The organism is Moorena producens 3L (genome assembly GCF_000211815.1).
Taxonomy (GTDB): Bacteria; Cyanobacteriota; Cyanobacteriia; order Cyanobacteriales; family Coleofasciculaceae; genus Moorena; species Moorena producens.
The window spans coordinates 1-19,759 of sequence record NZ_GL890953.1; the positions used below are offsets into that span (position 1 = coordinate 1).

At 42.7% G+C, this 19,759-nt stretch carries 10 protein-coding genes and 7 pseudogenes; 11 read left to right on the forward strand and 6 right to left on the reverse strand.

The genetic code is table 11. The features are described from left to right. Nucleotides 1-89 precede the first annotated feature (89 nt). The 4 genes from infB (at nucleotide 90) to gcvP (ending at nucleotide 8,003) form a co-directional block, all read left to right on the forward strand. Nucleotides 90-2,987: a translation initiation factor IF-2 gene (gene infB, locus LYNGBM3L_RS23665; protein ID WP_215629092.1), complete on the forward strand. Its 2,898-nt coding sequence runs from the start codon at nucleotides 90-92 to the stop codon at nucleotides 2,985-2,987. Between the two features lie 451 nt (nucleotides 2,988-3,438). Further along, nucleotides 3,439-3,642: a hypothetical protein gene (locus LYNGBM3L_RS23670; protein ID WP_044494522.1), complete on the forward strand. Its 204-nt coding sequence runs from the start codon at nucleotides 3,439-3,441 to the stop codon at nucleotides 3,640-3,642. 330 nt (nucleotides 3,643-3,972) lie between these two features. Next, nucleotides 3,973-4,380: a glycine cleavage system protein GcvH gene (gcvH, locus tag LYNGBM3L_RS23675; protein WP_009149787.1), complete on the forward strand. Its 408-nt coding sequence runs from the start codon at nucleotides 3,973-3,975 to the stop codon at nucleotides 4,378-4,380. A gap of 653 nt (nucleotides 4,381-5,033) precedes the next feature. After that, nucleotides 5,034-8,003, forward strand: a complete 2,970-nt coding sequence (gcvP, locus tag LYNGBM3L_RS23680; protein ID WP_009149788.1) for an aminomethyl-transferring glycine dehydrogenase — start codon at nucleotides 5,034-5,036, stop codon at nucleotides 8,001-8,003. 269 nt (nucleotides 8,004-8,272) lie between these two features. Here gcvP and LYNGBM3L_RS23685 read toward each other — a convergent pair whose 3' ends face one another. From LYNGBM3L_RS23685 to LYNGBM3L_RS23700, 5 genes and pseudogenes are all read right to left on the reverse strand, one after another. After that, nucleotides 8,273-8,827 (reverse strand): CAP domain-containing protein, encoded by a 555-nt coding sequence (locus tag LYNGBM3L_RS23685; protein ID WP_009149789.1) that lies wholly within the window; start codon nucleotides 8,825-8,827, stop codon nucleotides 8,273-8,275. Between the two features lie 622 nt (nucleotides 8,828-9,449). After that, nucleotides 9,450-10,145, reverse strand: coding sequence for a DUF4365 domain-containing protein (locus LYNGBM3L_RS23690; RefSeq protein ID WP_202799246.1), 696 nt, complete (start codon nucleotides 10,143-10,145; stop codon nucleotides 9,450-9,452). 716 nt (nucleotides 10,146-10,861) lie between these two features. Continuing rightward, nucleotides 10,862-11,042 (reverse strand): annotated as a pseudogene (locus LYNGBM3L_RS50560) (hypothetical protein); the annotation flags it as partial. A 146-nt stretch (nucleotides 11,043-11,188) separates the two neighbouring features. Next, nucleotides 11,189-12,634 carry a metallophosphoesterase family protein gene (locus LYNGBM3L_RS23695; protein WP_009149793.1) on the reverse strand — a complete coding sequence of 482 codons (1,446 nt, stop codon included), beginning with the start codon at nucleotides 12,632-12,634 and terminating at the stop codon, nucleotides 11,189-11,191. Continuing rightward, the gene (locus tag LYNGBM3L_RS23700) at nucleotides 12,592-14,733 is read right to left on the reverse strand and encodes a GumC family protein (protein WP_009149794.1); all 2,142 of its coding nucleotides are present in this window, start codon (nucleotides 14,731-14,733) and stop codon (nucleotides 12,592-12,594) included. The genes LYNGBM3L_RS23695 and LYNGBM3L_RS23700 overlap by 43 nt, the downstream gene beginning before the upstream one ends. 109 nt (nucleotides 14,734-14,842) lie before the next feature. On the opposite strand from LYNGBM3L_RS23700, the gene LYNGBM3L_RS47785 reads away from it, so the two are divergent. The 7 genes and pseudogenes from LYNGBM3L_RS47785 (at nucleotide 14,843) to LYNGBM3L_RS50565 (ending at nucleotide 18,685) form a co-directional block, all read left to right on the forward strand. After that, nucleotides 14,843-15,040, forward strand: coding sequence for a hypothetical protein (locus LYNGBM3L_RS47785; protein ID WP_009149795.1), 198 nt, complete (start codon nucleotides 14,843-14,845; stop codon nucleotides 15,038-15,040). 84 nt (nucleotides 15,041-15,124) lie between these two features. Then, nucleotides 15,125-15,271 (forward strand): annotated as a pseudogene (locus tag LYNGBM3L_RS47790) (helix-turn-helix domain-containing protein); the annotation flags it as partial. A gap of 205 nt (nucleotides 15,272-15,476) precedes the next feature. Further along, nucleotides 15,477-16,142: pseudogene (locus LYNGBM3L_RS46650) on the forward strand (HARBI1 family protein); the annotation flags it as partial. Between the two features lie 80 nt (nucleotides 16,143-16,222). Then, a pseudogene (locus LYNGBM3L_RS23715) lies at nucleotides 16,223-16,639 on the forward strand (IS4 family transposase); the annotation flags it as partial. 54 nt (nucleotides 16,640-16,693) lie between these two features. Then, nucleotides 16,694-17,923: pseudogene (locus LYNGBM3L_RS38815) on the forward strand (IS630 family transposase). Nucleotides 17,924-17,979: 56 nt separating this feature from the next. Then, nucleotides 17,980-18,297 (forward strand): annotated as a pseudogene (locus tag LYNGBM3L_RS23730) (IS4 family transposase); the annotation flags it as partial. Nucleotides 18,298-18,514: 217 nt separating this feature from the next. Then, nucleotides 18,515-18,685 (forward strand): hypothetical protein, encoded by a 171-nt coding sequence (locus LYNGBM3L_RS50565; RefSeq protein ID WP_009149803.1) that lies wholly within the window; start codon nucleotides 18,515-18,517, stop codon nucleotides 18,683-18,685. A 453-nt stretch (nucleotides 18,686-19,138) separates the two neighbouring features. Here LYNGBM3L_RS50565 and LYNGBM3L_RS23740 read toward each other — a convergent pair. Further along, a pseudogene (locus LYNGBM3L_RS23740) lies at nucleotides 19,139-19,686 on the reverse strand (transposase); the annotation flags it as partial. Between the last annotated feature and the right edge of the window lie 73 nt (nucleotides 19,687-19,759).

The window sequence follows — 19,759 nt, forward strand, 5'->3', positions numbered from 1 at the left end:
CGTCCCAAGGGGAGCGGAAGCAGCAAATTGTGGAGCTTCGTAAGCACAAACGCAGTTCTGGCAATACTTCTAGCCAGAGAAGTAATCAAATGGCAATCCCACCCCAACCTCCCATCAAGCCGACTGCTATACCCCCACGTCAGCCTAGCACTCTCAATCGACCTAAGCAGGTCACTGAACAGGAGACCAAGATTAAGCAGGATACTAAACCAGAACCAGCCGCTAAATCAGAACTAGCCGCTAAACCAGAACTAGCCGCTAAACCAGAACCAGCCGCTAAATCAGAACTAGCCGCTAAACCAGAACTAGCCGCTAAACCAGAACTAGCCGCTAAACCAGAACCAGCCGCTAAACCAGAACCAGCCGCTAAACCAGAACTAGCCGCTAAACCAGAACTAGCCGCTAAACCAGAACCAGCCGCTAAACCAGAACTAGCCACTAAACCAGTCCAGAACATTTCACAGGAGAGTACACAAAAACCCAAATTAACTGGACCCCCTGTAAGAGTATCACAACCAAAAACTCAGCCTGCTAAGGTTGAGCGACCGATAAAATCAAACCAAAAGGGTTCTTCCGGTTCAAAGTCAGTAAAGAGTCCAACTCCTAACAAATCCCCTGTTATCAATAAACAGTCAACGCCCTCGGAAACATCACCACCAAAGCGTTCTAGTTCACCAAGACCACCCGTTCCTGAACTCCAGCGACCTCCAAAAAGGAGCAAACCAGGTCTTGAGAAAGAAAATTCAGCAATTGATGCTGACTCAACGGGTCTGACAGATGATGTCTCTGATCAAGACACCAACACCTTAGTCAATGAATCCGAGGAACTGCTCAAGGAGGTCAAGCTCCGGCGACCATCTGTCCCCCGACCTGCTAAGAAGAAAGAGTGGGAGGCAGAAAATGGAGAAGACGAAGACAAAGCCCAGAAGGCTAAATCCGCCAAACTCAAGCGGCGACCTAAAATGATTCTGGATGATGAAGATGATCTCGAAACAGGATCAGATCAAATCGATAACAAAATCGATGGTTCATTTTCAGTTAGTCTTTCTCTGGCTCGTCCTCCCAAACCAAAGTCTCTGCAAAAACAGCAAAGCCAAGCAAATACTGCGAGTGTTAGCCACAAGAAGAAGCCTGCTAAAACCAGTAGTAGCAACAAGTCCGATCATCGCGATCGCCGTCGTACACAGAAAAGTCAGCCCAAACGCCCAGAACAAATTGTTTTGAGAGACTCACTCACCATTAGAGACCTGGCTAATGAACTGGCTATTGCAGAAACTGACATTGTTAAAATGCTCTTCTTCAAAGGCATAGCTGTGAGTGTTACCCAGACTTTGGATGTTCCTACTGCCACAATGGTAGCTGAGGAAGTGGGAGTCAAGGTCGAGATGGAAGAAGAAGCCTCTGCTGCGACTAAGGTGGAAATGCTGGATGTCCAAGACCTGGAAAACCTCGAGCGGCGTCCACCTGTGGTGACAATTATGGGTCATGTTGACCACGGTAAAACGACTCTACTCGATGCCATTCGTGAAGCAAAAGTGGCTCAAGGAGAAGCCGGTGGAATTACCCAGCATATTGGCGCATACCACGTAGATGTTGAGCATGAGGATAAAATTCAACAGGTTGTCTTCCTAGACACCCCCGGTCACGAAGCCTTTACAGCCATGCGGGCAAGGGGAACAAAAGTAACTGATATCGCTGTGCTAGTAGTAGCCGCTGATGATGGGGTGCAACCTCAGACCCTTGAAGCCATTAGTCATGCTAGAGCTGCTGAAGTTCCCATGGTAGTTGCTATTAACAAAATTGATAAAGCCGGATCTCAACCTGATCGGGTTAAGCAAGAATTATCAGAACGGGGCTTGGTTCCAGAAGAATGGGGTGGTGAAACGATCATGGTACCAGTGAGTGCTATCCAAAGGGAAAACTTGGATTCACTGCTGGAGATGATTCTATTGGTCTCAGAGCTAGAAGAACTCTCTGCTAATCCGGATCGACCAGCAAAAGGTACGGTGATTGAAGCTCACCTAGATAAAGCCAGAGGTCCTGTTGCCACCTTCTTAGTGCAAAACGGTACTTTGCGGATCGGTGATAGCCTGGTTGTTGGTTCAGTTTTCGGTAAGGTCAGAGCCATGCTTGATGACCGAGGACAGCGAGTCGCACAAGCGACTCCCTCGTTTGCTGTGGAAGTCCTTGGCTTGAGTGATGTTCCAGCTGCTGGTGATGAGTTTGAAGTCTTTGAGAGCGAAAAAGAAGCCCGGGCAGTTGCTGGTGAAAGAGCTCAACAGCAACGTCAATCTCGCCTGCAAACTCGCATGAAATCACGGCGAGTTACCCTCACTGAATTATCAGCCCAGGCTCAAGAAGGTGAACTCAAAGAACTCAACTTGATTTTGAAGGCAGACGTTCAAGGCTCGGTGGAAGCTATTCTGGGATCCCTCGAACAGCTGCCCCAAAGTGAAGTGCAAATTCGAGTTCTACTGGCTGCCCCTGGGGAAGTCACCGAAACGGATGTGGACTTAGCGGCTGCTAGTGGTGCAGTTATTGTTGGCTTTAACACTACCTTAGCTCCTGGTGCTCGACCAGCAGCTGAACAGGAGTTTGTAGATGTGCGGGAATACAACATCATCTACAAACTCCTGGATGATGTTCAAGGTGCGATGGAAGGTCTGTTAGAGCCAGAAGAGGTAGAAGAACCATTGGGTGAAGTAGAAGTTCGAGCTGTCTTCCCAGTGGGTCGTGGTGCCGTGGCGGGTTGCTATGTACTCTCAGGCAAAGCCGTGCGCAATTGCCGTTTACGAGTGCGGCGTGGTGGCAAAGTTATCTACGAAGGAGTTTTGGATTCCCTCAAGCGTGTTAAGGATGATGTCAAGGAAGTCAATGCTGGCTACGAATGTGGTATGGGTGTTGATAAATTCAACGACTGGACGGAAAAAGATATCATTGAAACCTATCAGATGGTAACCAAGCGACGGACTCTCTCCCTGAAGTAGGGCTGAGGGGTGTTCTTACCCAGGGGTCCCTTGCTGGGAAGGTTGTTTTGTTTAAGGTTGAAGGTTAAAGGTTATTTAGCTTCTAGCAAAATTAATCCCACATCTCAATGCCCATTGAGATGTGGGATTAATTTTGCGCTCTTATTGCATGGAATAAGGAAACAATTACAATTGAATATCGTCTATACTAGATGTAGTAGGGAAAATAAATTAAGAGCTAACCGCCACCTACGTGCCTAAAAAATAGAACTTATTGTATTGTTCCGGATTATTGTATTGTTCCGGCGCGGAGGGGCATCCCGTGTCGTTAATAAAGCTTACCGAGTATCCAAACCGTTAGGTGGAGTTGGTAAGAAGCCCACACTGTAATCTTTGATTAAGTGTGGGAGTATGTCACCACTTAAGCATTACCCAACTAGATTCATCTGTATTAAATTTTGGTAAGGTGCATATGGCAAGCTTCGTTAAATCCGAATCCGGACAATTAAATCACGACACTCAAGTTTGGGACAGTCTCAAACAAGCCATAGCAGCTAGTTCAGGATTTCAACGCTGGCAAATGGAACATCCCTTGGGTGAACAATTTCAGGACTATAGTCTTGATAGCCGCGTACGTCGTTACTTACGAGAAACTCTAGAAATGCTTGCCTACTGAACTTCCAGATCGGAGCAGCTCCGATCTGACATCATGTATTTTGATTTTAATTTATTAGTGATTTGTGGCATAAACAGGCAAAGCAATAGCCAGTCTTGGTTAAAATTATTCCTTTTGACGGAATAAAAGGAATAATACCATAGATTGCCAATTAGTGGTGATATTTTAGTAATGGTATTTTAACGATTTAGGTAGGTATAAGTTAACCATGAGTGCATTACTACTTCTTACGGTTCCCTGTCAATAGTCAACGGTCAGTGGTCAAAGAGCTGCTGGACGAAAGACAAATGAGGAAGGATAATTAGCATTGCTGCTGATTTTGGAGTTGACATGGCCTTTGAATATCCTGATGACCTCAAATACCTTGATAGCCACGAATATGTCCGGCTTGATGGCGAAATTGCCACTATTGGTATTACCGCCTTTGCCATTGACCAACTGGGTGACTTAGTTCTTCTGGAACTCCCAGACATTGACGACACCATTGAGAAGGGTAACAAGGAAAATGACAAAAACTTTGGTACCATTGAATCTGTCAAGGCAGTTTCGGATCTATATTCACCGGTATCGGGTACGGTGGTAGAACGAAATGAGGAGATGATTGAGGCTCCTGAACAGATTGCAGAAGACCCCTATGGTGAAGGTTGGTTAATTAAAGTGCGGCTGAATGACCCTGATAACCCACTGGAGGGTGTCCTTTCTCCTGAGGAGTACCGTGCCAAAGTCGATGCAGAGTAGACTATGACACTCCCCGCCCTGAAAGGACGGGGATTCTTGCTTGGCCGTAGGCCACGCTGCGCGAACAATGGGGTGAATTATTTAACCAGGCCGGAGCCAGGAAAAATAGAGGTCGCCTCGACCCAAGCGTATTTGGTTTATAACCTAGGTTTCGGTGTGCCCCACCGTACCTAAACTAATTAACATATTAAGATAAACATTTTCTTAGGGATCTTAGACTTTCATAGACTTCCAAATCGTTAGACTTGATTGTGCAACCTGATTATCTCAAAACAGGTTTTTTACACTGTCTACTTATTTAAGATCATGTTCATCTAGAATACTATTTTTTTGTTATGTCTTTATCTTAGCACAAAGCCGTCCTGGAAGGACGGGGCTAATGACCCAAATTTTTTGGTAAAAATCTGATCAGTAGGGTTGTCATAACTAAACCCGGCTGTATAAAGTTGTGTATCTAGAACCAATCTAGCAATACCTCTAGGTTGTAGTATCCTAGGTTTTCATAGTGTATATTTAGAACTAAATTGCTTTAGGTCTAAATCTCTTTAGTTATACATCCGGGCTTTGTGTATCTATAGATTTACCAACTTAGGGGGTCACAGCCCTCAAAAGTGACCCCCTCCTTCGCTGCTTAATTCACAAATGGGTTTACTATGCAGAATTTGGATATCCAGGATCAAAAAAATAGAGCAAATACTCAGTCGTTGCTGAAATCTGACCCTATTCTTTCCGCATCGCAAATATTACCATCTACCGATGCTTTTGTCAATCGACACATAGGTCCAAATCCAGATTCAATAGAGCAAATGCTCAACGTCCTGGGTATATCCAGTATAGACAGCCTGATTGAGCAAACTGTACCCGCCGCTATTTGGCTTAATCAACCCCTGCAGTTACCACCAGCCCAAAGCGAGTATGCTGCCCTAGCTCAGCTAAAAGAAATTGCATCTAAGAATCAAGTATTCCGGTCTTTCATTGGCATGGGATATTCCGACTGCATTACCCCACCTATAATTCAACGGAATATCCTAGAAAATCCTGGTTGGTACACAGCTTACACCCCTTATCAAGCAGAGATTGCTCAGGGACGACTCGAAGCACTACTCAACTTCCAGACTATGATTATAGACTTGACTGGTCTGGAAATTGCTAATGCTTCCTTGCTGGATGAAGGAACAGCAGCAGCGGAAGCGATGAGCATGAGCTATGGTCTGTGTAAAACGAAAGCCAAACATTTCTTTGTTTCCCAAACCTGTCATCCCCAAACTATCGCAGTGGTAAAAACCAGGGCTAGACCTTTGGGCATTGAGGTGATTGTTGGTGACCACCGCACCTTTGAATTTGACCAAGAGATTTTTGGAGCTCTGCTTCAGTACCCAGCAACGGATGGCACCATATACGATTATCGGGAATTTATTGATAAGGCTCATGGTGCTAAAGCTTTAGTAACTGTGGCAGCTGATATTATAAGCCTTGCCCTGCTTACACCCCCTGGAGAATTTGGGGCTGATATTGCCATAGGTTGCACCCAGCGCTTCGGTGTTCCCCTAGGATATGGGGGACCTCATGCAGCTTATTTTGCTACTCGGGCAGCTTATAAACGGCAAGTACCAGGACGTATCGTTGGTGTATCAAAAGATGCTAATGGTAAACCAGCACTGCGCTTGGCACTGCAAACCCGTGAACAACATATCCGTCGTGACAAAGCCACAAGCAATATTTGTACTGCGCAAGTGCTTTTGGCCGTGATAGCTTCAATGTATGCAGTTTATCATGGGCGACAAGGCATCAAACGTATTGCCGAGAGAATTCATCAATTAACGGTTATCCTAGCGGAGGGACTGAAACGCTTAGGTTACAGTATTAGCTCAGAACCGTTTTTTGATACCTTGCGCGTAGAATTAAGCGATCGCTCTGTGTCAGAAATTATCGAAGCAGCTGAAGCACGTCAAATTAATCTACGTATTATTGATTCAACTACTATCGGGATTTCCCTGGATGAGACAACGACGGCTAGGGATTTAGTAGACTTGTGGGAAATTTTTGCAAGTTTAGGGGAACCAAGCAGTGCATCCCTACTCTTTACTGTGGAAGAGTTGGCGGCTGAGGTAACACGTAAGGTGGCAGCTGATTTTAATGAACCGTTTGCTCGCCATAGTACCTACTTAACCAACCCAGTATTCAACCGCTATCACTCAGAAACGGAGTTACTGCGCTATTTGCACCGCCTGGAAAGTAAGGATTTGGCTCTAAACACGTCGATGATTCCTCTGGGCTCGTGTACCATGAAGCTGAATGCCACTGCTGAGATGATGCCAGTGACATGGCCGGAATTTGGTAAGATTCATCCGTTTGCTCCGGTCTCCCAAACTCAGGGATATCAAATTCTATTCCAGCTGCTGGAAGAATGGTTAGCAGAAATTACTGGCTTTGCTGGCATTTCTCTTCAACCTAATGCTGGTTCCCAAGGGGAATATGCAGGATTACTCACTATTTGTAAGTACCATGAAAACCGGGGAGAAAGCGATCGCAATATCTGTCTAATTCCTACTTCTGCCCATGGAACCAATCCCGCCAGTGCGGTGATGGCTGGTTTAAAGGTGGTGGCTGTTGCTTGTGATGAGATGGGCAACATTGATTTAGATGATTTGAGGAATAAGGCCGAGCACCATAGCCAAAACCTAGCTGCTCTGATGGTGACTTATCCCTCTACCCATGGTGTGTTTGAAGAAGAGATTAAAGGGATCTGTGCCATTGTCCACAACCATGGGGGACAGGTTTATATGGATGGGGCGAATATGAATGCCCAAGTGGGACTGTGCCGTCCGGGGGACTTTGGGGCAGATGTGTGTCACTTGAACCTGCACAAAACCTTCTGTATTCCCCACGGTGGGGGTGGACCTGGTATGGGACCAATTGGGGTGATGCCTCACTTAGTACCATTCCTGCCCAAAACCTTACAGCCTCAACCTTCAAATTTATCTATTGGTGCCATTTCTGCGGCACCTTGGGGAAGTGCCAGCATTCTACCTATTTCCTGGATGTATATTGCCATGATGGGGAGTGGGGGGTTAACTGAGGCGACTAAGGTAGCTATTCTTAATGCTAATTACATGGCTAAGCGGTTAGACCCTTACTATCCTGTTCTGTACAAGGGGAACAATGGATTAGTGGCTCATGAGTGTATTGTGGATTTGCGATCGCTTAAAAAGTCTGCGGGCATCGAAGTGGATGATATTGCCAAACGCCTGATGGATTATGGTTTCCATGCTCCAACGGTATCCTGGCCTGTAGCGGGGACAATGATGGTGGAACCTACTGAAAGTGAGTCGAAGGAGGAACTCGACCGTTTCTGTGATGCCATGATTGCCATCCGCCAGGAAATTGAAGCAATTGAATCGGGTCAAGTAGACCAAACCGACAATCAGCTGAAGAATGCTCCCCATACTGCAGAAGCCTTGATGGTCATTGAATGGTCCCATCCCTATACCCGTGAGGAAGCGGCATACCCGGCACCTTGGTTAAGGGAACACAAGTTTTGGCCTGTGGTAGGGCGCATTGATAATGCCTTTGGGGATAGGAATTTGGTTTGTTCTTGTGAGGGGATGGAGGCATATATCTAACCCCAGAGTCAAGCGGGGAGTGTGGGGAGTGTGGGAGGTGTGGGAGGTGTGGGGAGATGGGGAGATTTTTATTAAGGGTAATTATCCTGACATGATATAACTCCCTTACTTATTAAGGGGGTTTACGAGGATTCCGACTCCCTCGGTGCGCTTACAGTCGTCGAATTAAATTCGCCACGGGTCGCACCGCTCCCGACTCCCTCGGTGCGCTTACAGTCGTCGAATTAAATTCGCCACGGGTCGCACCGCTCCCGACTCCCGACTGAGTATTAACGAGGGGAACCAAACACCTGCACCCAGTAGTGGCGATAGGGACTGGAAGGGTCGCTGACATAACCAAAGCCAATTTCTTGATACTGAGGCTTGAGTATATTACGGCGATGACCAGTGCTTTTCATCCATTGCCTAATAGTTTGAGCAGGAGTCGAGTAACCTGCGGCGATGTTTTCACCAACATAGGAATAGAGGTAACCTGCTGCTTTAGCGCGATCGCTTATTTTAGAACCATCTGAACCAGTATGGCTGAAAAAACCATTGCGCACCATATCTTCAGCGTGTAGCTGTGCGGCTTGAGTTAGCTCAGCAGAAAGCTGTAATGGTGGCAAGCCAGCTTTTCGCCGTTCAGCATTGGTTAGTCCAAGCAACTCAGTATTGAATTTAGCTAAGGATGAGCTACTGGTTAGCACAGTTATCTGCTCCTGAGAACCTCTCTGGAGAGTGTTATTGGAGTAAGGGTTAGCCAGAACTGAGCTAGACTGAAGCGCTATTTCAAATAATCCGAGCAAACTAAGCGGAGCAATTGCCCAAAATTGAATTCTATGCATAAATTACCTCATGGGTCAATATCTGCAACAGATCTGATTGCACCCGGTAGCCATTAATATGGCGCTAGATATATATAGCAATCCGATTCAGCTTTTCAAGGGGATTGCTCTATCTATCGACTAAGCCTCCCCTGAAAAGGTTCCCTAATTTTGAGGTTTATGGGAATTTCCCAGAGGATGGTTTTGTGCGTTCGCGTAGCGTGGCCGAAAGGCCAATCGCTTAGTGTGGCCGAAAGGCGATCGCATTTTCATTCCTTGATTATCATGCCTTTTTATAACTATTAATAGTTAAATTTATATCAGCTATTATTTATCAGTTATCATCTATCAGTTATCATCTATCAGTTATCATCTATCAGTTATCAGTTATCAGTTATCATCTATCAGTTATCAGCATTCAGCTTATGGGCTAATTCACAGGCTAGAAGCCTGTGCCACGCTACTTGAGATGCTTTTGAACAAGCGATGCAGCGCCGACCTGCGGGGGTTTCCCCCACTCGCGCTTTGCATCAAGAAAACAGGTAATCATTTTTTTGATCTGCTCAGAGCTGACCGCTGATAGCTGACCGCTGATAGCTGAAGGCTGAATGCTGACTGCTGACACTCTTGAAAAATAACTTTTCTAAGCACGATGACGAATTACTCCCGGTAACTGTCGCAGCACATCATTTTTATATCGAGCGAACTTTTTAATGGCATCTTGATTGACAATATTCTTTTTAGGAAGATTAACCGTAATCGTTCCTTCCATTTGCCATGGGTCAAAGTTTTCCCAGTTTTCAAAGTAGGCTTGCAAGTACAGCCAATAGGCTAGATCGATTTGAGCATCGTATACAATTAGGATACATGGCATTGGTTCTTTTAACCATTGCTCTATGTCTGAGCGTCCTAGGGGAAAGCCTATGGTTTCTTGGTCGGCGGCTAGCATGCTCAGAAAATCCGTTGCCTTTAGCTTGACGTAAATTTTACCATTTTCAAGTTCACAATTGGCATCATAGGTAAAGATAATCAGGTCAAAACCATAAGTGTACTCAAGCTCAACTCGTTCTACTGAGTAACCACATAAGAATATATATCGTTCCACATAATTGATACTGAGATCAGCAATAATTTGTTCTCTCGGTCGTTTATTTTTATTCATTGACCGGAAGGAATAAAAATGGTTTACTCTATAGCTTACAGCAGTTTTCAATTGGGTCAGTACTTTCGTTCTGGGTTGCGCGGGAGTCGGGAGCGGTGCGACCCGTGGCGAATTTAATTCGACGACTGTAAGCGCACCGAGGGAGTCGGGAGTGGAAAAAAATCCTGTGTACCTCACTCCTGATGACAATTGGTATAGATCATCATAGTTTAGCTTGAAATAAAAGCGATCGCTTATCACCGTAGACAAGCGATCGCTTTTATTATTCAGAGATTATCCAATGAAAAATCCGATGTCGCCCCCAGCTAGGACAAAATCCACTTCATCAGCTCCGCCAGTTTGATCTTGACCGGAGGTAATTTGTTCCCCATTCACTTCAACAGCGAAGGGTGTGCTGTGTGACAGCTCCTACACTGATTCTATAGAATCAGTGTAGGCAACAAGCGCCAATCCAGCTATTGCTTAGGAGGCGCTGGGCTTTAAGAACGGACTGCCCTCTCTTGATGCAATAGCGAGTGGGGGAAACCCCCAAGACCGCTTAGGTGCGCTTACAGTCGTCGAATTAAATTCGCCACGGGTCGCACCTCTGCATCGCTGCCGCTCTATTTTCTTGGTCTTTTTTTTAAGACTGTTTTGCTAACAAACCAGCATTTAAGGCCGTAGGCCACGCTACGCGAACGGCTTTGTTTATCAGTAAATATATTATAGCAATTCCATGCATACCCTGTGCAAAATTCATCCCTGGAATTACCGTAAGTAGACGGGAGCCTTATTTCAGACAACTTAAAACTATTACTCATAACCTACCGATTAGTTTGGCTCCCGTCTACAAGGTTTCGTCCCCCACACTCACGTAACACGATCGCAGTTATGGGGCTTCTTTTGCCGCAAGCTAAATTGATATTGTAATCCGTTGCATCAGGAGTATATCCCACGCTAGCCACCATCTTACGACCCTCATCGGTATAGATGAACGCCAACACGGTTGCGGAAATAATCCACAGCCATTTTAGTTCCGACCGCACCTACTGCTGCTATACCAGCACCCATTAGTATGTTGCGCAGTTTACTCATTTGTTGTTTTGACCTATGACTATATAAATAGTACCAGATTAAGACAGGTAAGTGTGGGAGGTGTGGGAGGTGTGGGAAGTGTGGGAAGTATGGGAAGTGTGGGGAGATGGGGAGATGGGGAGATGGGGAGCTAGCATTGAGAACTACTATAAATTCTGGATCACAAAGGGTTTGATGGCACTACTACTCCACTGATTCTGGAGTTTCTCAACTACAAATGGCCGAATTACAAACTTAGGGGGAACACCGTTATGTACATCAATCCGTAGGAAAGTATGAGGAGAGCGCACTGTTCTGCCTTTACCTTTGCGTCCGATAAATAAAAGCGATCGCGCCACCATTTGAACATAACCTCCCCGACTAATTTCCATCAGTTCAACCCCATCTTTGCGCTGACGCCGCAAACCAGCACCACTGCCGCCACAGACCAGCCAATTTAAATTGGAGTCAGCATGTTTAGTATCAAGGGTACGCAAATGCTCAAAACAATGGGCGTGTCCACTTAAGATGAAATCTACCAGTGGGCGTTTTTCCGGTAGGGAACCAAGAGCAGCAGCCACCTGAGCGAATACTTGGCGTAAATGGCCACGAACTGCGATCGCATCTGGCTGCTCCCATCGGGTTGTTTCCGTTGAATAGGCAGAGTGATGAAGATAGATCACTCGTCCCCTTACCTGAGGATCATGCCAAGAATCAATTAACCGTTGCTGTAACCAGTCTAGTTGCTCTAGGTCAGGATCAGCCTTAGGTTTAGACGAAGAGCCAGAAATACAAAACGTATTGGAATCAAGGGCAAAAAAGTCAATGCCACCATATCTAAAGGTATAGTAGCGATTAGGTAGACGGGTAAAGTGACCAGGTTGGTAGCGCAGGCATCTTCCCGTTTCGGTCTTGGCAGTATAGTGTTGGTTGAGGTACTCAGCTAAATTACTGCGCTTGTGAGGTTGACTCAAGCAATCAAGAAAAGCTTGAGCATAGGCTTTGCCTTGGTTAGAACTATCCCAACCTAGCGTCAACCCTAACTGAGATTTTAACCAACGGCGTAGAGGTAAACTTAACTGAGCAAATAATCTGGGCAGAAAAGTCAGGTCATAGTAATCATGATTTCCTGGTACAGGGAAAATCGGGTGATTAAAGACTAGTCGAGTAGTGTCAGTTTTTTTGACAGGACTCCTAATACCAAAAACCTCTCGGTAGAATTTAAGAAATTTCTCCAGATAAAACTCACCCGACCCAAAGGGATAAACGAGATCCCCTGTGTGTAACGTAAAGCAACAAGTATCCATGTGCTCACGTAATTGTTGAGCAATTTGTGCTTGCAGCTTCTCTCCATATTTCGTATCTGAATCCGTATCCCCAAGGACTAGAAACGAAAAGTCTGGACGTTCATTTTCACCATCATCAAGCACTAACTGAGTTTGGTCAATTCCCTCCTTGATAATCCCAGGATTACGCCAGCATAAGCACTGGTTGATTGTAGCGATTTTAGTAGCAATAGGTGGGTCATATAGCATGTTTAAAATAGGTGAGGTAGATTCCCGATTCCCTTTTACTTGAACAATGTCGGGGTAAGGTTCTCCTCCTCCTCCCAATCCTGTTCTTTGTGATTGTTTCCGTAACCGGATTTGTAGTACTTGTAAGGGCTAATAGAGTCACCTTTAACACCATTAGCAACAATGCCTAAAACGTGAATTTGAGACAGTTTCAGATTCTCAAGAGCTTGGGTCAGAGCAGAACGATCTGTTTTCCCAATGCGACTTACCAGAATCAACCCATCGGTGTGAGAAGTAAGCAAGCTAGCGTCTGCTAATCCCAAAACTGAGGGAGTATCATAAATTACGAGGTCAAAGGTTTCGTGGAAACCTGCCATCAATTGTGTCATTTTATGGGAATATATCAGCTTGGTAGGATCTGGAACAAGTTGACCTGAGGTTAGGACTGATAAGCCAGCTACAGGTAACTTTTGCTCAATTACGTCTTCAGGGGATAGGGTTTGGAGAATTAAATTACTTAATCCCAACTGGTTGGATAATTGCAATCTTGGATGAACTTGGGGTTTACGCAAATCTGCATCAACTAATAACACCTTTTTCCCTATGGCTGCCGCTGTTTGAGCCAGGTAAATAGCAATGGTTGACTTACCATCCCCAGGCAGAGCTGAACTGATTGCCAGAGAACGGATTGGGCGGTCTGAACTCAGTAATTGAATATTGGTATAGAGTACTCGTAGGGCTTCCAAAAAGTGTGAGGATTGGGAGTCCCCATAATAGATGTAAGGCGTTGATTTTTGCTTCAAAGCTGGTATTAGCCACGTAAAAGGTTTAGACAATAAACCTCCTACTTTGGCTAGGGAGTTATTACTTGGCGTTGCTGCTATTTGTTTATTAATGGGGATATTCCCTAACAAATGGAGTTTGCTTTGCTGTTTTAGTTCCAGGGCAGTGTGATAAACGTGATCTAATTTTTCCAATATTAAAGCAACACCAATGCCTACAGCAAGACTAGCTACAGCTCCCAAGGTTAGACTACGTTGGATATTAGGAGAGATGGGAGCCACTGGCCGAACTGGGGCTTCAATTACTTCCCAAGGAATCTCAGTTTGGGCGGCTTCGATTTGCAAGGTTTCCCAGGTAGCCCGAAAACGGTTTAACCCCTCAGTAGCAATTTGTATTTCTAACTCTAAGTCGGTATATTGTCTGGTTAAAGCAGGCATTTGTTTAGCCTGTTGTTTTAGCTGTTTTTGGGCAACTAATAAGGTTTGACGTTGGGTTTCAAGCCTTTGCACTTCAGTTACAGCTTCTGCTAACTTGGATCCTAAAATTCGCTCTGCTTCTTGCTCTAGGATCGGCAGGAGGTTTTGCCGTTGATTTTGCAGAAGTCGAATCGCCGTGCTTTGTGGTTGGAAGCGAGTTAATTCCGCAGCAATTTGCGTTTCCACCTCTCTTAACTGACCAATAATTTGCTGATATAGTGGAGCTTCGCTAAGAGCGGCCACAGCCCCAGTTTCTTCTTGTAGAGAACCAAGATTGAAGCGGCTTTTAGCTAATTGTTGTTCAAGGGCTAAGTTTTCCTGCTTCAAGGCGGTAATTTGAGAAGCGATTAGTTCAGCTTGGCTGTCTGGGTTAGTAAACTGATATCGCTCTCGAAAGGCTTGTAATTGGTTTTGCAGTTCATTTCCCCTGGCTTGTAAAGATGGTAACTGGTTTTCAATGAATTGAATCCCTTGGCGTAAGTTAGTCTGGCGCTCGTTCAGGGAGTAGTTCAGGTAGACTTTGGCTAATTGCTCTAAAATAGTGAGGATCAGATCCGGATCGTTTCCCTGGTAGCTGATTTCCAAGATCTTAGTTTTCCCTAAGCGAGTAATTTTTAAATTGCCAATTAGGGAATTATAACTAATTTCGGGATAGGTTTTTTGTACTTCTGCGAGCACTACTTCCATTAGCTCAGGACTACGCAGGACTTGAATTTGGGTTTGGTAGTCTAAACTAGATTTAATGTTTTGGTTCCCTAAACCAGGCGTTAAATTGCCTAAGTCATTTTCAGCATTAACAGGCTCTACTAAAATCCGAAATTTGCTTTGGTAACTTGGCTCTTCATTTAAAGTTCTCGGGATGACGAAGGACATCCCTGTCACTACTACCCCTACAATGACTACTCCTCGCCGTCGCGCCACCCCAAGCCAAAGGCCCAAATCCCACTCACTGTCTTCTGGTTCTAACCACTGTGACCCTTAGACCTCTCCAACAAATAAAGTTATGGTAAAATAAGAGGATGATAAATTAATTTTAGGAATATCATCCATGAGCTATACTTGGGATTATATCCAGAAAAATCCTAAACAAACTAAACGATTGCTAGGGATAAATCATGAACAACTCTATCAACTGATAGAACAAGCCAAGTTATTACATCGTCAACATAAAGAAAAAAATCAAAATCAAAAAGTCCGGCTAATTAAGCCTGGGGGAGGTGCTTCACAAAAATTATCACTGTCTTGATGCAATAGCGAGTGGGGGAAACCACGGCAGTCGCTCATGGGGGAGACCCCCAAGACCGCGCTGCCTCCCCAAGACCGCGCTGCATCGCTTGAAGACCAAATAGTCTTGACGTTAATTTACTTACGACATCACATAAACTTTCAACTTCTAGGACTACAGTTTCAGGTGAGTGAATCTACAGCAAACTCTACTTTTAACTACTGGCAATCTCTTTTGAGAGAAGCTCTACCAGCTTCTTTGTCTTGATGCAATAGCGAGTGGTTTGAAGTTACCGTAAGACAGTTGAGCCTTAATCAATGGAGGCGCGCTTTCCTATGGCGAATTAAATTACGGGGTCGCGCCTCAAGTTTTAACCCTTTTTTGCATAACCTACCAACCATAAAGGCTCAACGTAATCAGGTTTCGTCTCCGGGGAAACCCCCAAGACCGCGCTGCATCGCTATTAGAACAAGTAAAAAAGTGCGAAGAAGAGTCGGAGATAATTCGGGAAGCTTTGACTGAATATGAGTTAATAGTAGATAGCGCTGAACAAGTCAGAGAAAGACCAAAAGATTATAATCAGCAAAAAAATTTCTATTCTGGTAAGAAGAAAAGTCATACATTTAAAAACCAAACGGTGCGCGCCTCCAAGGGCGAGTAAATCGCCCTTGGGTCGCACCGCTTTATTGTGTTGCCAAAAGGGGAAGATATTGTGGACGTAGTGGTGGGTAAACCTGGCCCCAAAAGTGATATAAATATTTGTCGGGAAAGTTTAAAAAAATTTGATGATAAACAACGACTGAGTGGAGACAAAGCTTATATAGAGGTGCGACCCAAGGCCGGGTTCCCCGGCCATTGGAAAGCGCACCTTGGAGAAGAACAAATAAAAACTCCCCATAAAAAACCAAAAAATGGTGAATTAACCTCACAGGAAAAGAAATATAACAAGCTATTATCTTCAAACAGAATATTTGTAGAACACGTAATTAGATTGGTGAAAATTTTTAAAATAGCGGGAGAAAGGTTTCGCCTAAATTCTAGTAAATATTCTGAGGTAATTTTGACAATATGCGGTTTGGTAAGATTGAGAACAGGAGCTGGGGGGGCGACAAGCGCCCTGTAACCCTTGATATATATTAAATTGAGCGAATTATGGTAAAAAAAGATAGGTCAGAAATTGTCAAGACGACCTATCAATTTAAAATGCTACCAGAATTATATCAAAAACATCTAAAAAATCTACTTTCCGAATCTCAATTATTATTTCTTAACCTTGTAGTCATTATTATACAAGATACCAAAAATGTTAAACTTGAAAAAATCGCAGAGTCATTACCTTTACCCATTCAATTTAGATCAAGACGTAAAAAGTTGCAGAGATTTTTGTCCTTACCAATATTTCAAATAAAATCCTTGTGGTTTCCAATTATTAGAGAATGGATATTTCAAAGATTTAATAAACAGCAGAAAATTTATTTAGCCCTCGATAGAACTAATTGGAAGGACAAAAATTTATTGATGATTAGTCTAATTTATAAAAATCGAGCAATCCCAATTTATTTTGAACTTCTTTCAAAACTTGGTTCAAGTAATTTTTCAGAGCAAAAAAAAATTATAAGCTGTTGCGCATTTAAATTGGGTATAATAGAGTTAACAACAATTCCATAAAAAAAGATGCCAGCTAAAAATCATCTCACATCAGAGCAAAAACCAAAAATTCAAAAAGCTCTAAAAATAGAAGAAAATGGATATATTAGAGAGAGACTTCTGATCTTGCTATTATTAAATGATGGCAAAACACAGCAAGAAATTGCTAATTTTATTGGCTGCTCAAAAAATAAAGTTTGTTACTGGTGTGTCCACGGAGACCCAGATAACTTAGAAACCCTTAAAGATCAAAGAATGAAAGGTAATCATCAAAAAGCTACAGATAAGTACATAGATATTTGATTAGATACGGTCGAAAAAGAACCACAAGAATTAGGATATGAATTTGGGCGATGGTCAGCCCAAAGATTAGCAACCTATTTAGAAAAAGTAACAGGAATTAAATTAAGTGGATCACAAGTGCGAAGGATATTAGAAAAAAAAAAGTACGTTTACGTCTGGTCAAAGTATAGCTTAGAATCGAAGAGAGATTCTGAAAAAAGAAAAGCATTCAAAGAAAAATTATCCGAATATTTAAAAATAGAAAAAGAAAACCCAGAGCTTTTACAGGTATGGTTTTGGGACGGGGCTTTCAAGGTGGCGACGCAGGTTCGCCACACAGCCCCTCATGAGAGTGGTTTCAGTTTAAGAGTAATAAGGAGGAAAAACTGGTGTAAAAAGGGGAAGCGAAAAAAAGTCAGAGGAGACAGAAGAAAAGGCAGAGTAAATGTAATGGGAGCTTTACGATATTCAGATAAGAAAAGATTTGTAGATTTTCTTAAAAAAAGCAATAGTAAAAGTTTTTATGAAGTCTTAAAGCTTTTTTATGAAGAGCTAATCAATGAATGGATAAAAGCAGGTAATAAAAAAGAATACTTTGTTAAAAAAGGACCAAAAATAGTAATTATTTTGGATAATGCTAGTTTTCATAAGAAAGCCGAATATATCGATAAAATAGAAACTGAAATGCCTAATAGACATCTCCAAAAATTAACCTCAAACCCTTGCACTGCCTGGGTCAAAACCGAGTTTCTGGAGATGTCTAATATACATTTAGAGTATTTGCCAAAATATAGCCCAGACTATAACTTAATTGAATTAGTTTGGCATTCAGCTAAAGAATATATTGCTAATCGTCTTTTTGAATCTATCGAAGAGTTATAAATTTTGCTCAATCATCTTTTAAATGAAGGAGGATTAGTTATTAAATGGGATCGAAAAATTAAAAATCAAGGTAATGCTGTTATCACAGCTTAAATGCATAACAGCTTATCAACTATTATAGGGCTATTTGATAGCTATGATGTTGTCAAGGAGACCGAGAATTTTGTTCAGTAAAATTGGCTAAATGGCTAGATACACAAGGTTTTACATTTTGTTTAAGACTAAAAGAATCGGAAAAAATTGAACTTAATAATTCGGGTTGGATTTCCTTAAAAAATTGTGGATTAAAACCGGGAATATCTTTATTTTTTGAAAATGTAAAAGTGACAAAAAATAAACAAATTGCTGGATTTAATATCGCCTGTAAATGGAAAAAGAGTTATCGAAAATCCGTAACAAAAGAAGGTTGGTTTATTATAACAAATATGAGCAGTACCTCGGAAGCAATTGCTGCTTATAAAAAGCGATGCAGCGCGGTCTTGGGGGTTTCCCCGGAGACGAAACCTGATTACGTTGAGCCTTTATGGTTGGTAGGTTATGCAAAAAAGGGTTAAAACTTGAGGCGCGACCCCGTAATTTAATTCGCCATAGGAAAGCGCGCCTCCATTGATTAAGGCTCAACTGTCTTACGGTAACTTCAAACCATGAGCGACTGCATCAAGACAACGTTTTGGTATTGAAGAAATGTTTCGAGATTATCAAAGTGGTGGATATAATATGGAAGGCAGTAATGTAGTAGGAAAACGTTTTTTGTCTTTAGTTCTTTTAAGATCTTTTGCTTATCTATTTGCTACATCTCAAGGAGATAAAATTAATAAAAAAGGAGTTCAAAAGTATGTGGCTAGAGTCAAATAATATGGGCGAACAACTAAAAGACATAGCGGTGCGACCCAAGGGCGATTTACTCGCCCATTGGAAAGCGCACCGTCCAGTTTTTATATTGGTAATTATGGCCAAAAGTGGATTAATTTTATGGATAAATGTTGGGAATTAGTTGAAAATTTGATGCGTTTAAGTCGTCATAAGCTCGATAATTATTTACGAGGTATGAGAGCTATGAAGCTTATACAGTCTACTTTTTAGCTCTCATGTCGCCCCCCCAGGAACAGGAGCCTTAGTATTACAAGTAACAAAAGCCTCTGAAAGTGCTGAAACAATTGAGGTTATATCTGCTCATAGTTTTGGTGATAAATTAATATCAATAGCTTCGTAAAGCCTATTATAGCGTTAATTCAACGGTTTAATTGACTTGGTCAATTTGAGGGCTGAAAAGCAGTTACTGAGATACTTTCAAGTTTTTGGAGAGGTCTTATATTCAGATCTATTTTCTAGATCACAAAAATTAATAACTCTGTAAATTCCTGATTTTTGACCAGTGCCGACCTTCATAAACTCAGATTTTTCCAAAAACTGTAGTTTATAATTATTAGGTAATCTTAGCACAAAATAATTATTCATTAGGCTATTTTGTTTGATAAAATTTAGAGAAGCAAAGCCTCTATCCATTACGGCTATAGCATTTTTGGGCAATGCATCTATCATTTCTTGTCCATAGTTATAGTCATGATTTGAGCCAAAATTTATTAAAGTATCTTCGGGAACTCCTGTTGATAAATTTAATCCACTAATTAGTTTAACTTGGCTATAACCAATTTTAAAAAGTAATTTGCTGGTTAGAGTTATTATTGTTGAATCAATCGGACAAATTTGGTAGCGTTGCGCTATTTTTATTGGAGGGATTAAATTGAGATTTATTAAATTGTTTTTTTTGAAGTAACTTTTCAAAAATTATTAAAAGCGAGGCAGCGCGGTCTTGGGGGTTTCCCCGGAGACGAAACCTAAGACAGTTGAGCCTTTATGGTTGGTAGGTTATGCAAAAAAGGGTTAAAACTTGAGGCGCGACCCCGTAATTTAATTCGCCATAGGAAA

Bases quoted from the DNA above. Each gene is read 5' to 3' on its own strand.
- gcvH (WP_009149787.1), top strand. From the start codon at position 3,973: ATGGCCTTTGAATATCCTGATGACCTCAAATACCTTGATAGCCACGAA.
- LYNGBM3L_RS23670 (WP_044494522.1), top strand. From the start codon at position 3,439: ATGGCAAGCTTCGTTAAATCCGAATCCGGACAATTAAATCACGACACT.
- infB (WP_215629092.1), top strand. From the start codon at position 90: ATGGCAATCCCACCCCAACCTCCCATCAAGCCGACTGCTATACCCCCA.
- LYNGBM3L_RS47785 (WP_009149795.1), top strand. From the start codon at position 14,843: ATGAGCTATACTTGGGATTATATCCAGAAAAATCCTAAACAAACTAAA.
- LYNGBM3L_RS23685 (WP_009149789.1), bottom strand. From the start codon at position 8,827: ATGCATAGAATTCAATTTTGGGCAATTGCTCCGCTTAGTTTGCTCGGA.
- LYNGBM3L_RS50565 (WP_009149803.1), top strand. From the start codon at position 18,515: ATGTTTCGAGATTATCAAAGTGGTGGATATAATATGGAAGGCAGTAAT.
- gcvP (WP_009149788.1), top strand. From the start codon at position 5,034: ATGCAGAATTTGGATATCCAGGATCAAAAAAATAGAGCAAATACTCAG.